Genomic DNA, 13740 nt, shown 5'->3' with positions numbered 1-13740 from the left:
CTGCAATGGCGAGGACAACCACCGAGGTGACCGACTGGCTGTGTGGACATGGCCTGGGGCAGTACGCCCAAACCTTCGCCGACAATAATATCGAATACTCCGTCCTTCCGGATCTGACCGACAATGATCTCAGGAAGCTCGGCGTTATTTCGTTAGGCCATCGCAAGAAGCTGCTGAAGGCCATCGAAGCATTGACGGCAGCGAAGTTCGGCATCGCGTCCGCCTCGGTCGTGCCGCAGCGCGAGGCCGAATTCCGTCAGATCACGGTGATGTTCAGCGATCTGGTGGGGTCCACGCAGCTTTCGGAGGCGCTGGACCCGGAGGATCTGCAAAAACTCATTGACGCGTATCGGGGCGAATGCAGCACCGCGATCCGGCGCTACGGAGGCGAGGTCGCGCGCTACTTCGGCGACGGCGCGATGGCGTTCTTCGGTTGGCCCTATGCGCATGAGGATGACGCCGTTCGCGCCACGCATGCGGCGCTGGAGATCGTTTCCAGAGTTGCGACCATTCCAGGGCCGGTCACCCTGACGTGCCGGGTGGGTGTCTGCTCCGGCCCCGTCGTGGTCGGCGAAACCGGAGAGAGCGGCACGTGGTCGATGGACGCGGTGGGCGAGACGCCGAATATCGCCGCGCGTCTGCAGACCCTTGCGGCCGCCAATACGGTGGTCGTTTCGGAATCGACCAGACGGCTTGTTTCGGCTGCGTTTGATTTTCAGGACCTCGGTCTGCAGGAGCTCAAAGGTGTCACTGAATCCGTTCACGTCTATCGCGTGCTCTCGGCAAAGCACACCACGAGCCGCTTCGAGGCGGCGCATGCGGGTTCTCTTACGCCGCTGATCGGGCGCTCGAGCGAGCTTAGCCTGCTGCTCGACAGGTGGCAGAAAGCCAAGGAAGCCGACGGCCAGGTCGTGTTTCTTTCGGGCATTCCCGGAGTCGGGAAATCGAGGCTTCTCCACGAACTGAAATCGCGTGTCGAGGATGAGCCGCACGTCCTGCTTCACCATCAGTGCTCGCCCTATCACAGTCAGAGCGCGTTCTTTCCCGTGATCGAGCAGATCGAACAGGCGGCCCAACTGACGGCTCGCGAGCCCGATACCGACAAGCTTGCAAAGCTCAAGGCCTACCTTCCGCGCCCGATTGACGGCTCGGCAGAGCCGGTCGCCCTGATCGCGAAACTGTTGTCGATCCCGCTGGAAGATGATCTCGAACTGTCAGGACTGACGCCGCGGCAAGTGAAGAACAGGACGATCTCTACGCTTGTCGACATCCTCTTGGCATTTTCCGTCCAGCGCCCGACGCTGTGCATCTTCGAGGATGCGCATTGGCTTGACGCGTCGACCCTTGAGCTGCTCGAACTGGCCACCAGCCGCATCGACCGCGCCCGCGTGCTGCTGATCGTATCCTGCCGGCCCGAATTTCGCCCTGCATGGATCACTCACGCGAACACCACCCTGCACTCGCTCACCCGCCTGTCGCACAGCGAGGTCAGGGCAATGATCCGGGAGCTCCTGAGCGGCGCGAGCATGCCCCAGCCGTTGCTCGACCAGATCGTCGAAAAGGCCGATGGCGTCCCGCTATTCATCGAGGAACTGACAAACAGCACGTTGAGCGCGCCTTTGCGAAGCCGAGGTGCCGTCGAGCGCAAGGCGCAGCCGGCCTTGCTCCGCGTTCCGGACACGCTAAGCGACGCCTTGATGGAACGGCTCGACCGGGTCGCACCGAGCCGCCGGCTTGCGCAGATCGCGGCCGTGATCGGACGGGAGTTTTCCTATGACCTCTTGTCGGCTGCATCGCAGGTCGACGAGGAGGATATGCTGTCGGCGCTCTCATTGCTCGAACGCGCTGATATCATTTACCGGGTCGACGTTTCGCCGTTCGTCCGTTTCGCCTTCAAGCACGTGCTGTTGCGCGATGCGATCTACGACTCCCTGCTCAAAAGCAAGCGGCTGCAGTTTCACGCCGACATCGCCACGATCCTGGAGCATAATTTCCCGGAGCTCGCCGAAAATCAGCCCGAGGTTCTCGCCTATCATCATCAGGAGGCCGGCAATCATCCGCTTGCCATTCGCTGCTGGTTCAAGTCCGGGCAACGCGCGCTAGCGCATTCGGCCAATGTCGAGGCCATCGCCAATTTTCGAAAGGCGCTTCAGCTTCTGAGCGGCCTGCCTGATACGCTCGAGCGGACCAGGCAGGAGATCGACATCCAACTGGCGTTGGGCATACCGCTCATCGCGGTGCAGGGCTATGCCTCCGCTGATACCCGCGAAGCCTTTTCGCAGGCGCGGGCCCTGTGCCTGCGGCTCGGCAATATTCCCGAATATTTCCAGGCGCTGTTCGGGTTGTGGGGAAATTCCTGGATGTCCGGCAAGAATGATGAAGCGCTCGCCATGGCCGATGAGTTCATGTCGCGGGCCCAGGCGTTGCCGGACGCGGTGCCGCGAATGGTCGCTCATCGAATGATGGGCAGCACGCTATTGACGATCGGGAACTTTCGATCGTCGGTGGACCATTTCGAGGAGTCGATCAAGCTTTCGATGAACAAGGGCAGGCCGCCGCTATACCATCTCTACATGGTCGAGCCGCAGGCGGCCTCGCTCCTGCTGCTGTCCTGGGATTTGTGGTTCCTCGGCTATCCCGACCAGGCGCTCGCGCGCGTCTCGGAGGCGCTTGCCTTGGCGCGGGATCTTCGCCACCCCTACACCATAGCGTTCGCGCATTACATGACGTCAGTCGTGCACCTGTTGCGCGGCGAGGCCGATCTCGCCTTCGAGAACGCCGAAAAGAGCTTCGAGGTGTCGCGGGAGCAGCGGTTTTCGCTCTATGCAATCCTGTCGCGAATTTCGCGCGGCCGGGCCGTCGGCGACCTTGGCCGGATCGAAGAGGCTCGCGCCGAGATTGCCCGAGGACTCGACGAGGCCCGGCAGAACAATGTCGGCTTCATGTTGCCGATGATGGAGAGCTGGCTTGCGGAGATGCACGCAAGGGCAGGAGAAAACGAGTACGCGCTATGGATCGTCGAGCAGACCCTGACCAATCTCGATGACGTGACCGGCAGGTCATGGGAATCGGAATTGCATCGGCAAAAGGCGCAGCTTCTTCTGGCGATCGACCCGTCGAACATTCTGGAAGCCGAATCGTGCCTGACGAAGTCCATCGAAGTGGCCTGCGGTCAAAGCGCGAAATCCTTGGAGCTGCGCGCCTCGATGGATCTCGCCGAACTCTGGCGCACGCAAGGAAAGCTTGAGGCGTCGCGCGCGCTATTGGAGCCGATCTGCCGCTGGTTCGATGAGGGCGCCGAGACGGCCGACCTCAGAAGGGCGCGCGCCGTTCAAGCTGCGGTGCGCTGATCCTCGCGCGCGATGGCCGGGGATGTGGGGAACGGAGGATTTCAAGGTACTGCTTGCACCGACGGCGCGCCCTATTGAGGGGAGCAAAGCAAAATGGCAAGGGAGAGGAACAGATCGACTTTCACGGTAGGGGCTTCTCGGCGGTATGTTCGGTTCTCTCGTCCTGCTCGCGCATGGCATCATCTATTTCATTGTCATGGGGAGCATTTTCAGAGCAAGGCAGAGCATTGGAGTTGGTGTTTTTTTCTGCCTCCTCGGCACGATGCACTTCCTCGAGACCTATTTAGCCGCGACCTTCTTCATCGAACTGCCCTTCGGGCTGATCTCGCCGGGGTCCACCGTGATGTTCACGGGCAAGCTCGCCTTTTTCCTGCTGCTTTACATCAAGGAAGACGCCGAGGTGATGCGGCAGCCGATCTACGGCCTCCTGAGCGGCAACATTCTGATGATCGCGCTAGGGCTTCTCCTGCGCCTCTATAGCAATCCGGCGAGCTTGCCAGGCTATAATCCGGATCTCCGCTTCATCGACCAAATGGGCTTGCTCATGGTCTGGGGCAGCCTATTGCTGTTCATCGATCTGATCGCCCTTGTCATCATTTATGAACGGCTTGGAAAATTGGTGACGACCACCGTCCCCGGGCGGATCTTCATCAGCCTGGCGCTTGTGTTGAGCTTCGACCAGGCTTTCTTCTACCTGGGGCTGCATCATCTTACCGGCGTGCCAGAATCGGCATTCTACGGCGGGTGGATCGCCAAGGTCGCCGCGGCTGCCTTCTTCAGCCTCATGATGACCGCATATCTCCGCATCTTTGAACGAGAGCCTCTTCCCGTGCAATCGCGTCGCGCCGCGGACGTGTTCGATCGCCTGACTTACCGGCATCGCTACGAGAAGCTTGCTGAGCGAGTTGGCAGGGATGCGCTGACGGGACTTCAGGATCGTGGGCAGTTCGATGCGAAAGGGGTGGCAATGCTGCAGGCTGCTTCGCAATCGGGCCTGTCGCTTAGTCTCATGATGATCGACATCGACCACTTCAAATCGATCAACGACAGCCGTGGCCACGTCGTCGGCGATGGAGTGATCCGCAAGGTGGCCGAGACGATTGTCGCCTCAAAGCGTGAGGGTGACGAGCTGTTTCGATATGGCGGGGAAGAGTTCGCATTGCTGTGCCCGCAGCTGCCCCCAGGCGCCATGGCGCTGGCAGAACGCATTCGGGCGGCTGTGGCCGACAGCACTCATCCAGAACTACAGCGGCCGGTGACGGTCAGCATCGGCATCGCCACCTTTCCAACCCATGCCAGGGTTTTTCGGGAGCTGCTCGAGAAGGCGGATGCTGCCCTTTATCGGGCGAAGGCGTCAGGCAGGAACGGGGTTGTCGGCGCGGACGCTTAAATGTTTGATGACCGCTTTCGAGGGTAGATCGGTACCCCGAATGAGCGAAGACGACCCGTGCTTTTGACCCGTGGCGCGAGTTATCGCAGGCCGTCGTCCCTGTAACGTTCGCCGGCGGCTTACATCTGCCGCTCGACCAGCTTCAGTTTGAGCTCGGCGATCGCTTCGGAGGGGTTGAGGCCCTTGGGGCAGGCCTTGGCGCAGTTCATGATGGTGTGGCAGCGATAGAGCCGGAACGGGTCCTCGAGATTGTCGAGCCGTTCGCCGGTGGCCTCATCGCGGCTGTCCGTGACCCAGCGCGTGGCCTGCAGCAGCGCGGCGGGACCGAGGAAGCGCTCGCTGTTCCACCAGTAGCTCGGGCACGAGGTCGAGCAGCAGGCGCAGAGGATGCACTCGTAGAGGCCGTCGAGCTTCTCGCGGTCCTCGTGGCTCTGCTTCCATTCCTTCTGCGGCGTCGGCGTTGTGGTTTTCAGCCACGGCTCGATCGAGGCGTATTGCGCGTAGAAATTGGTGAGGTCGGGGACAAGGTCCTTCACCACCGGCTGGTGCGGCAGCGGGTTGACCTTCACCGCGCCGTCTTTGACGTCGTGCATCGACTTGGTGCAGGCGAGCGTGTTCTGGCCGTCGATGTTCATGGCGCAGGAGCCGCACACGCCCTCGCGGCAGGAGCGACGGAAGGTCAGCGTCGGATCGATGTGGTTCTTGATCCAGATCAGGCCGTCCAAGACCATCGGTCCGCAATCGTTGGTGTCGACATAATAAGTGTCGACGCTCGGATTTTTGCCGTCGTCCGGATTCCAGCGATAGATCTTGAACTCGCGCGTCTCGGTGGCGCCGGCCGGCTTCGGCCAGGTCTTGCCGCCTGAGATCTTCGAGTTCTTCGGAAGCGCGAATTCAACCATGCTTGCAAGCCTTCGCTGTCGTCATCACTACGCGCGATCAGTACACACGCGCCTTGGGCGGGATATACTGCACGTCGTTGGTCATTGTGTAATCGTGCACCGGGCGGAACTCGATCGTGGTGTTGCCCTTCTGATCGAGCCAGGCCAGCGTGTGCTTCATCCAGTTCCTGTCGTCACGATCCGGGAAGTCCTCGCGCGCATGCGCGCCGCGGCTCTCGGTGCGATTGGCCGCCGAATCCATGGTGACGACGGCCTGCACGATCAGATTGTCGAATTCCAGAGTCTCGATCAGGTCGGAATTCCACACCAGCGAGCGGTCGGAGACGGCGATGTCGCCAATGCCGCCATGCACCTTGTGGATCAGGTTCTTGCCTTCCTGCAGCACTTCGCCGGTGCGGAACACCGCGCAATTGGTCTGCATCACATGCTGCATGCTGTCGCGCAGCTTCGCCGTCGGCGTGCCGCCCGAGGCGTAGCGGAAATGATCGAGCCGGCCGAGCGCCATCTCGGCGGAATCCTTCGGCAGTTCCGGCTGCTTGGCGTTGGCGGTCAGTTTCTCGGCGCAGCGCAGCGCGGCGGCGCGGCCGAACACCACAAGGTCGATCAGTGAGTTGGAGCCGAGCCGGTTGGCGCCGTGCACGGAGACGCACGCGGCCTCGCCGATCGCCATCAGACCGGGCACCACCGCATTGTCGTCGCCGTCCCGCTTGGTCAGCACTTCGGCGTGGAAGTTGGTGGGGATGCCGCCCATGTTGTAGTGCACGGTCGGCACGATCGGGATCGGCTCGCGGGTGACGTCGACATTGGCGAAGATCCGTGCCGATTCGGAGATGCCGGGCAGCCGCTCGGCCAGCACCTTCGGATCGAGATGATCGAGGTGCAGGTAGATGTGGTCCTTCTTCTTGCCGACGCCGCGGCCTTCGCGGATCTCGATGGTCATCGCGCGCGAGACCACGTCGCGCGAGGCGAGGTCCTTGGCCGATGGCGCATAGCGCTCCATGAAGCGCTCGCCCTCGGAATTGACGAGATAGCCGCCTTCGCCGCGGGCGCCCTCGGTGACGAGGCAGCCGGCGCCGTAGATCCCGGTCGGGTGGAATTGCACGAATTCCATGTCCTGCAGCGGCAGGCCGGCGCGCAGCACCATGCCGCCGCCGTCGCCCGTGCAGGTATGGGCCGAGGTGCAGGAGGCATAGGCGCGGCCGTAGCCCCCGGTGGCGAGGATCGTGGTCTGGGCGCGGAAGCGGTGCAGCGTGCCGTCGTCGAGCTTGATCGCGATCACGCCGCGGCAGACGCCCTGGTCGTCCATGATCAGGTCGATGGCGAAGAACTCGATGAAGAACTCGGCCGCGTGCCGCAGCGATTGGCCGTACATCGTGTGCAGCATCGCGTGGCCGGTGCGGTCGGCGGCGGCGCAGGTGCGCTGCGCCTGGCCCTTGCCGTAGTCGATGGTCATGCCGCCGAACGGACGCTGGTAGATCTTGCCGTCCTCGGTGCGCGAGAACGGCACGCCCCAATGCTCGAGCTCGTAGACCGCCTCCGGCGCGTTGCGCACCATGTATTCGATCGCGTCCTGGTCGCCGAGCCAGTCCGACCCCTTGACGGTGTCGTACATGTGCCAGCGCCAGTCGTCCTGATGCATGTTGCCGAGCGAGGCCGAGATGCCGCCCTGCGCCGCGACCGTGTGCGAGCGGGTCGGAAACACCTTGGTGATGCAGGCGGTGCGCAGGCCCGCTTCCGAGCAGCCGACCACCGCGCGCAGGCCGGCGCCGCCGGCGCCGACCACGACGACGTCGTAGGTGTGGTCTTCGATCGGATAGGCTTTGCCGTTCGTGGCCGGGCCACTGCCATTGGTGGCCTTGCCGTTACCTTCAGCGGCCATGGTTCATACTCCCGAGGATAATTTAAGGAGCGCGTAGATCGAGGCCAAGGCCACCGCAGCGCAGAAGAAATTGTTGGCCATGATGCTGGCGAGCTTCAGCTTCTCGTTATGCACATAGTCCTCGATCACGACCTGCATGCCGATCTTCATGTGCCAGGTGCTGGCGACGATGAAGAGCAAGAGGATGATCGCGATCGGCAGCGAGCCGAGGATCTGTGTCGCGCCCGCATGGTTGCGGCCGACCAGCGTCAGGATCACGAACAGCACCGGCACGATCAGCAGCGTCATCGCGACAGCGGTGAGGCGCTGGCGCCAGAAATCGGTGGTGCCGGAATGCGAGGCGCCGAGATTGCGGACGCGGCCGAGCGGCGTGCGCATCGAGGAACGAGAGTCGCTCATCGTCCGCCTCCGATCGCGTAAGCGATGATCCAGATCAGCACCGTGAGCACGATGCCGCCGATCAGCGCGGCCCAGGTCAGGGCTTCCCGTTCATTGGCCTTGAAGCCGTAGCCCAAGTCCCACACGAAATGCCTGATGCCGCTGAGCAGATGGTGCATCAGCGCCCATGTGTAGCCGAACACGATCAGCTTGCCGATGAAGCTGCCGGTGAAAGCCTGCAGATTGGCGTAGGCGCTGGGGCCGGAGGCCGCCGCGATCAGCCACCAGGCGAGCAGCAGCGTGCCGGCATAAAGCGCTATTCCCGTGGCGCGATGGACGATGGAAAGCGCCATCGTCAGGGTCCAGCGATAGGTCTGTATATGGGGCGAGAGCGGTCGTTCGATCCTGGCGGTCATCAGCGACTTTGAGTTTGGTGGGACCGCGGCCGGCCCATCGGGGAGCGCGGTAGATAAATTCTATTTACGGAGTCGAACCTTACAGCGCAACGGCCAAATGCCTGCAAAACGAACGGGTATTCATTGCTACACCATTGATGAAGCAAGCCGATCAGGGGCTTGGTATACCAGGGCGGTCGATCCAGTCCAAGAAGCGAATTCTGATTCCGTTAGAAGGCTGCGACTGCATGCGCGCCGAACGGGTCGGCGGCTCGCCATCGCTCAACCAGATAATCGACAAATGCCCTCGTCTTTGGCGACGCAAGCCGCGATGGCTGAAACACGAGGTGCAACGGCGTGGGCGGCGGTTCGTAGTCGGCGAGGATGCGCCGCAAGCTGCCAGCCCTGATATCGGCGTCGACCTGCCACGACGGCACGCGCACAATGCCCGCGCCTTCCTTCGCCGCCGCGGCAAGCGCATCGAGGCTATTCATCCAGAGCCGACCGGATATGCGGATTTTGCGGTCTGCCTTCGTGCTCTCCGCGAAGCGCCACTCGGCGCTGCCGGGTGCATCGGAGAACACGAGACAGTCATGACTAGCGAGGTCGCGCGGCGTCTGCGGCACGCCGTGGCGCGCGAGGTAGGCGGGTGAGGCGCACACGATCATCCTGAGGTCGGCGAATTTGCGCGCGACCAGTTGCGAATCCCGCAAGCGGCCGACACGGATCGCCAGATGGACGTCTTCCTCGACCATGTCGACGGCGCGATCGACCAGCAGCAGATCGACTGACAGCAGTGGATAGCGGCGCAGGAATTCGGCGAGCAGCGGCGCGATCACGAGCCGTCCCATCAGGCTGGGGCAGCTCACGCGAAGTCGTCCCGAGGGCTGGTGGCGGTCGCGTGACAATGCGGCTTCGATTTCCTTGACCTCGCCGAGGATCGATTTCGCGCGCTCATAGAGGATCCGGCCATCATCGGTCAGCGCGAGCTGCCGCGTGGTGCGCAATAGCAGCCTGGTGCCGAAATGCTGCTCCAGCGCGGAGATCTGGCGGCTGACCGAGGTCAGCGAACTCGGGAGCGAGCGGGCCGCCGCCGAGAGGCTGCCCGTCTCCACCGCGCGCACAAAGGTCGCCATGGCCGAAAGCTGGTCCATCCGATCCTTCCGGAATTCGCAAAGGTAACCACCAAAGAGGTTAGATACTCCCGCCTTCGACAAGGGTCTAGGCTTCGGGAAGGCGTCATATGGAGGAATTTGAGATGGGATGGAGTACCGGCTTCGTATCGCATCCCAGGACGATGCGTCTGCTTCACAACCGATCGGCCGATGGCCTGATCGGTCCGGTTGTTTTCGCGGTTACAGGGCTGTTGCTGGATGGGACCGCGATGCTGGCTCAGGCGGGCGATCGATACCCCTCGGTCTTCGGGGTGAGCCTGATCCTCGCGGCGCCAGCCGTGGCGGCTCTGGCGGCCTTGCGCGTGCAAGGCTGCAGAGACTAAACGCTGGCGCAAGGGACATCATGGCTGGCCTCGATCTTATCGAACTCCTTGAACTCGCATTGCTGCTGATCGCGGTTGGGGCCTTGTCCGGCTTTCTCGCCGGCCTGTTCGGCATCGGCGGCGGCGCGATCCTGGTGCCGGTGTTCTACGAATGCTTCCGTCTGGCCGGGGTGCCAGTGGAGGTGCGGATGCCGCTCTGCATCGGCACCTCGCTTGCCGTCATCATCCCGACCTCGATCAGTTCGTTTCGCGCCCATTACCGGCGTGGCGCGGTCGACATGGAGGTGCTGAAGCGCTGGTGGATTCCGATCGTGCTCGGTGTCCTCGCCGGCAGCGTCACCGCGCGGTTTGCGCCGGAGCGGCTGTTCAAGATCGTATTCGTGATGGTGGCATGGTCGGCCGCGGCGCGGCTGCTATTGGCGCGCGAGGGCTGGAAGTTCGGCGACGAACTGCCGAAGGGCTTCCTGATGCGCGTCTACGGCTTCTTCGTCGGTCTGCTCTCGACCTTGATGGGCATCGGCGGTGGCCTGTTCGCCAATCTCCTGATGACCTTCTACGGCCGCCCGATCCATCAGGCGGTCGCAACCTCTTCGGCGCTCGCGGTGCTGATCTCGATCCCCGGCGCGCTCGGCTATGTCTATGCCGGCTGGCCGGCCGCGGCGAGCTTTCCCGATGTCCTTGCGCTGCAGGTCCCGTTCGCGCTCGGCTATGTCTCGCTGATCGGCGCTATCCTGGTGATGCCGACCACGCTGGTCACCGCCCCGCTCGGCGTGAAGGTCGCGCATGCGCTATCGAAGCGGGCGCTGGAGATGGCGTTCGGCGCCTACCTCTTCATCGTCGGCGGCCGGTTCGCGATCAGCCTCGTGAGCGGGCAGTAGTTGCCGAACTGCGCTTTCAGCGGCGGACGGTCAGTTCGACGGCTTTTTCCTTACCTCACTATGCCGCCACATGCGGAGATCGCCTTGGCTCTCAATGCAGTCGGCTTCGGCCAATGCGCCGAGCCGCGCAGCGAGAACCTCATCGCTGACCACCAGTCCCAGTTCCCTACACCGATCGAGCGCCCAGCCAATGATCGCCGCGGTCTTGCGCCACTGAGAATGCAGCACCGAAAAGATTATCCCATCGATATCGGCTTCGGAAATCGAAGAGGGAAGCGAAACCTCTTCCCAGCGAAGCGTGCTGAGGATGTGCGGAGCCTCCTTATCCGGCGGTCTCAGATCCGGGAATTTCTTGTAGAGCACGAACAGTAGCTCGTAGTACACGGCATCGCCGGCTGCCCCAAGACCGCTGGCGAACATCCTTCGTGCTTCCTCACCGAGGCTGGAGATCGCTCCCTCTGCTCGCTCGAGCGACTCAACAACGTCAAGCAGATATTCGTGAATCTCTTCCGCTTGCTCTCGGTTCATAAGCTCTGTCCCCCGGAGCGGCTGTGCGCCCCTACTTCTTCGTATAAATATCCTTATACGTATCCCGCAAAATATTCTTCTGCACCTTGCCCATGGTGTTGCGCGGCAGTTCGTCGACGATGAACACCCGCTTCGGCATCTTGAATTTCGCCAATCGGCCATCGAGCCCGTTGAGCACCGCGGCTTCATCGATCGTGGCCCCGGGCTGGCGCACCACGACGGCGGTGACGCCTTCGCCGAAATCGGCATGCGGCACGCCGATGACGGCGGATTCGACCACGCCGGGCATGCCGTCGATCTCGGTCTCGATTTCCTTGGGATAGACGTTGAAGCCCCCCGAGATCACGAGGTCCTTGCCGCGGCCGAGGATATGCACGTAGCCCTTGGCGTCGATCTTGCCGAGGTCGCCGGTGATGAAGAAGCCGTCGTCGCGGAACTCGGCCTTAGTCTTTTCCGGCATCCGCCAATAGCCCTTGAAGACGTTCGGGCCCTTGACCTCGATCACGCCGATGGTCTCCGCCGGCAGCACCTTGCCGGTCTCAGGGTCGGTGACGCGCGCGGAGACGCCGGGCAGCGGAAAGCCGACCGCGCCGGGCACGCGCTCGCCGTCATAGGGGTTGGAGGTGTTCATGTTGGTCTCGGTCATGCCGTAGCGCTCGAGCACGGCGTGGCCGGTGCGCGCGGACCATTCGCGGTGGGTGTCGGCGAGCAGCGGCGCCGAGCCCGAAACGAACAGCCGCATATGCTTTGTCGTCTCTTTATTCAGCGCGGGATTCTGCAGGAGGCGCGTGTAGAAGGTCGGCACGCCCATCAGCACAGTGGCGCGCGCCATCAGCTTGGTGATCAGGTCCGGATCGAACTTCGGCAGGAAGATCATCGAGGCGCGGGCGAACAGCGTGACGTTGCTGGCCACGAACAGGCCGTGGGTGTGATAGATCGGCAGCGCGTGGATCAGCACGTCGTCCTTGGTGAAGCGCCAGTAGTCGACCAGCGACAGCGAGTTCGAGGCGAGATTGTCGTGGCTCAGCATCGCGCCCTTGGAGCGGCCGGTGGTGCCCGACGTATAGAGGATCGCGGCGAGATCATCATTGCCGCGCGCGACCGTCTTGAACTCCGGGCTCGCTTTGTCGGCGGCCTCCGTCAGCGAGCCCTTGCCGTCGGCACCGAGCGTCTCGACCTTGGCGCCGACTTTCGCCGCGATCGCGCCGATGCCTTCCGCCTTGGAAGGATCGCACACCACCAGCGATGGCTCGGCGTCGCTGATGAAGTAGTCGAGCTCGTTCAGCGTATAGGCGGTGTTGAGCGGCAGATAGATCGCGCCGGCGCGCACAGTCGCGAGATAAAGCACAAGGCCCTGCACCGATTTTTCGGTTTGCGCCGCGACACGGTCGCCGACCTTGACGCCGCGCGAAACCAGCACGTTCGCCATCTGACTGGTGCGCGCGATCAGGTCCGCATAGCTGATGCGACTGCCGTCGAGTTGCTCGATCGCGAGCCGGCTCGGATCCTCGAGACCGTCGAACAGGCGGGAAAACAGGTTGGCGTTGGCGCTCGTGTTCATGCAACATTCCCTGGAAGGGCGAAAAGGCCGGGAAATCCGGCGAATGGCTTAGCAAAAACGCCCTTTGGAAAGCAACGGAGACAGTTTGCATGACAAATAATGGGAAACGCGTGGCCTGGGTGACGGGCGGCGGCACCGGGATTGGCGAGTCCGGGGCGGAATTCCTGGCGGCTGACGGCTGGACGGTGGTGGTCTCGGGCCGCCGCAAGGAGGAGCTGGACCGGGTGGTCGCCAACATCGCCAAGAAGGGCGGCAAGGCCGAGGCCATCCCGCTCGACGTCAGCAACAAGGACGAGGTCAACAAGGCCGCCGACCAGATCCTCGGCCGTCATGGCCGCATCGACCTCCTGGTCAACAGCGCCGGCATCAACGTGCCGAAGCGGAGCTGGGCCGACATGGAGCTTCAGGGCTGGGACAGACTGGTCGAGATCAATCTCAACGGCGTGCTGTATTGCATGCATGCGGTGCTGCCGGCGATGCGCAAGCAGCAGGATGGCTGCATCATCAACGTAGCCTCCTGGGCCGGACGCCATGTCTCGAAGATGCCGGGGCCGGCCTACACCACGACCAAGCATGCGGTGCTGGCGCTGACCCATTCCTTCAACATGGATGAATGCGCCAATGGCCTGCGCGCCTGCTGCCTGTCGCCCGGCGAGGTCGCTACGCCGATCCTGAAACTGCGGCCGGTGGTGCCGAGCGAAGCCGAGCAGGCCAAGATGCTGCAGCCGGAGGATCTCGGCCGCACCATCGCCTTCGTCGCCAGCCTGCCGCCGCGGGTCTGCGTCAACGAGATCCTGATCAGCCCGACCCACAACCGCGGCTTCATCCAGACCCCCACGAGCAGGGATTAGTCTTTGATCCCCTGTAGCCCGGATGGAGCGCAGCGTAATCCGGGATAGGTGCATGAAGTGCACCCTTATCGTGAGACACGATAATCAGGGACAGGTGCCCGCCGCTTGAGGCGGCAGGGCGGGTTGATGG

General features: G+C 62.9%; 12 protein-coding genes. 5 read left to right on the top strand and 7 right to left on the bottom strand.

Annotated features, from left to right (window positions below; genetic code table 11):
• The first annotated feature begins 5 nt into the window (after window positions 1-5).
• Window positions 6-3350, top strand: a complete 3345-nt coding sequence (locus AC5ZG5_RS26410) for an adenylate/guanylate cyclase domain-containing protein (protein WP_456644737.1) — start codon at window positions 6-8, stop codon at window positions 3348-3350.
• Window positions 3351-3495: 145 nt separating this feature from the next.
• Complete coding sequence (locus tag AC5ZG5_RS26405) at window positions 3496-4740, top strand: GGDEF domain-containing protein (RefSeq protein ID WP_456644738.1); 1245 nt, start codon at window positions 3496-3498, stop codon at window positions 4738-4740.
• A gap of 119 nt (window positions 4741-4859) precedes the next feature.
• On the opposite strand, the gene AC5ZG5_RS26400 is transcribed toward AC5ZG5_RS26405, so the two are convergent.
• The 5 genes from AC5ZG5_RS26400 to AC5ZG5_RS26380 all read right to left on the bottom strand — a co-directional run bounded on the left by AC5ZG5_RS26400 (window position 4860) and on the right by AC5ZG5_RS26380 (window position 9448).
• A complete protein-coding gene (locus tag AC5ZG5_RS26400) occupies window positions 4860-5642 on the bottom strand; it encodes a succinate dehydrogenase iron-sulfur subunit (RefSeq protein ID WP_028165154.1) in 783 nt (260 codons plus the stop codon).
• 37 nt (window positions 5643-5679) lie between these two features.
• Window positions 5680-7521 (bottom strand): succinate dehydrogenase flavoprotein subunit, encoded by a 1842-nt coding sequence (gene sdhA / locus AC5ZG5_RS26395; protein WP_456644739.1) that lies wholly within the window; start codon window positions 7519-7521, stop codon window positions 5680-5682.
• 3 nt (window positions 7522-7524) lie between these two features.
• Window positions 7525-7899 carry a succinate dehydrogenase, hydrophobic membrane anchor protein gene (gene sdhD / locus AC5ZG5_RS26390; RefSeq protein ID WP_130229006.1) on the bottom strand — a complete coding sequence of 125 codons (375 nt, stop codon included), beginning with the start codon at window positions 7897-7899 and terminating at the stop codon, window positions 7525-7527.
• A 17-nt stretch (window positions 7900-7916) separates the two neighbouring features.
• On the bottom strand, window positions 7917-8315 hold the full coding sequence (gene sdhC / locus AC5ZG5_RS26385) for a succinate dehydrogenase, cytochrome b556 subunit (RefSeq protein ID WP_028165151.1): 399 nt from the start codon (window positions 8313-8315) through the stop codon (window positions 7917-7919).
• Window positions 8316-8524: 209 nt separating this feature from the next.
• Window positions 8525-9448: a LysR family transcriptional regulator gene (locus AC5ZG5_RS26380; RefSeq protein ID WP_456644740.1), complete on the bottom strand. Its 924-nt coding sequence runs from the start codon at window positions 9446-9448 to the stop codon at window positions 8525-8527.
• A 104-nt stretch (window positions 9449-9552) separates the two neighbouring features.
• On the opposite strand from AC5ZG5_RS26380, the gene AC5ZG5_RS26375 reads away from it, so the two are divergent.
• Together AC5ZG5_RS26375 and AC5ZG5_RS26370 are read left to right on the top strand one after the other, a co-directional pair.
• Window positions 9553-9792 carry a hypothetical protein gene (locus AC5ZG5_RS26375; protein ID WP_456644750.1) on the top strand — a complete coding sequence of 80 codons (240 nt, stop codon included), beginning with the start codon at window positions 9553-9555 and terminating at the stop codon, window positions 9790-9792.
• A 17-nt stretch (window positions 9793-9809) separates the two neighbouring features.
• Window positions 9810-10670 carry a sulfite exporter TauE/SafE family protein gene (locus AC5ZG5_RS26370; protein ID WP_456644749.1) on the top strand — a complete coding sequence of 287 codons (861 nt, stop codon included), beginning with the start codon at window positions 9810-9812 and terminating at the stop codon, window positions 10668-10670.
• 30 nt (window positions 10671-10700) lie between these two features.
• Here AC5ZG5_RS26370 and AC5ZG5_RS26365 read toward each other — a convergent pair whose 3' ends face one another.
• Both AC5ZG5_RS26365 and AC5ZG5_RS26360 read right to left on the bottom strand, forming a co-directional pair.
• Window positions 10701-11090: a DUF3658 domain-containing protein gene (locus tag AC5ZG5_RS26365; RefSeq protein ID WP_456644741.1), complete on the bottom strand. Its 390-nt coding sequence runs from the start codon at window positions 11088-11090 to the stop codon at window positions 10701-10703.
• Between the two features lie 139 nt (window positions 11091-11229).
• On the bottom strand, window positions 11230-12759 hold the full coding sequence (locus AC5ZG5_RS26360; protein WP_456644742.1) for a malonate--CoA ligase: 1530 nt from the start codon (window positions 12757-12759) through the stop codon (window positions 11230-11232).
• Between the two features lie 89 nt (window positions 12760-12848).
• Here AC5ZG5_RS26360 and AC5ZG5_RS26355 point away from each other — a divergent pair, with 89 nt between their 5' ends.
• Window positions 12849-13610 (top strand): SDR family oxidoreductase, encoded by a 762-nt coding sequence (locus AC5ZG5_RS26355; RefSeq protein WP_456644743.1) that lies wholly within the window; start codon window positions 12849-12851, stop codon window positions 13608-13610.
• Window positions 13611-13740: the final 130 nt, after the last annotated feature.

The organism is Bradyrhizobium sp. Ses1, assembly GCF_059512365.1.
The sequence above is the reverse complement of the archived record's forward strand: the minus strand, read 5'-3'. Positions and strand labels throughout refer to the sequence as shown.

Coding starts and splice junctions, on each gene's coding strand:
- AC5ZG5_RS26410 (WP_456644737.1), top strand. CDS start 6: ATGGCGAGGACAACCACCGAGGTGACCGACTGGCTGTGTGGACATGGC.
- AC5ZG5_RS26405 (WP_456644738.1), top strand. CDS start 3,496: ATGTTCGGTTCTCTCGTCCTGCTCGCGCATGGCATCATCTATTTCATT.
- AC5ZG5_RS26400 (WP_028165154.1), bottom strand. CDS start 5,642: ATGGTTGAATTCGCGCTTCCGAAGAACTCGAAGATCTCAGGCGGCAAG.
- sdhA (WP_456644739.1), bottom strand. CDS start 7,521: ATGGCCGCTGAAGGTAACGGCAAGGCCACCAATGGCAGTGGCCCGGCC.
- sdhD (WP_130229006.1), bottom strand. CDS start 7,899: ATGCGCACGCCGCTCGGCCGCGTCCGCAATCTCGGCGCCTCGCATTCC.
- sdhC (WP_028165151.1), bottom strand. CDS start 8,315: ATGACCGCCAGGATCGAACGACCGCTCTCGCCCCATATACAGACCTAT.
- AC5ZG5_RS26380 (WP_456644740.1), bottom strand. CDS start 9,448: ATGGACCAGCTTTCGGCCATGGCGACCTTTGTGCGCGCGGTGGAGACG.
- AC5ZG5_RS26375 (WP_456644750.1), top strand. CDS start 9,553: ATGGGATGGAGTACCGGCTTCGTATCGCATCCCAGGACGATGCGTCTG.
- AC5ZG5_RS26365 (WP_456644741.1), bottom strand. CDS start 11,090: ATGTTCGCCAGCGGTCTTGGGGCAGCCGGCGATGCCGTGTACTACGAG.
- AC5ZG5_RS26360 (WP_456644742.1), bottom strand. CDS start 12,759: ATGAACACGAGCGCCAACGCCAACCTGTTTTCCCGCCTGTTCGACGGT.
- AC5ZG5_RS26355 (WP_456644743.1), top strand. CDS start 12,849: ATGACAAATAATGGGAAACGCGTGGCCTGGGTGACGGGCGGCGGCACC.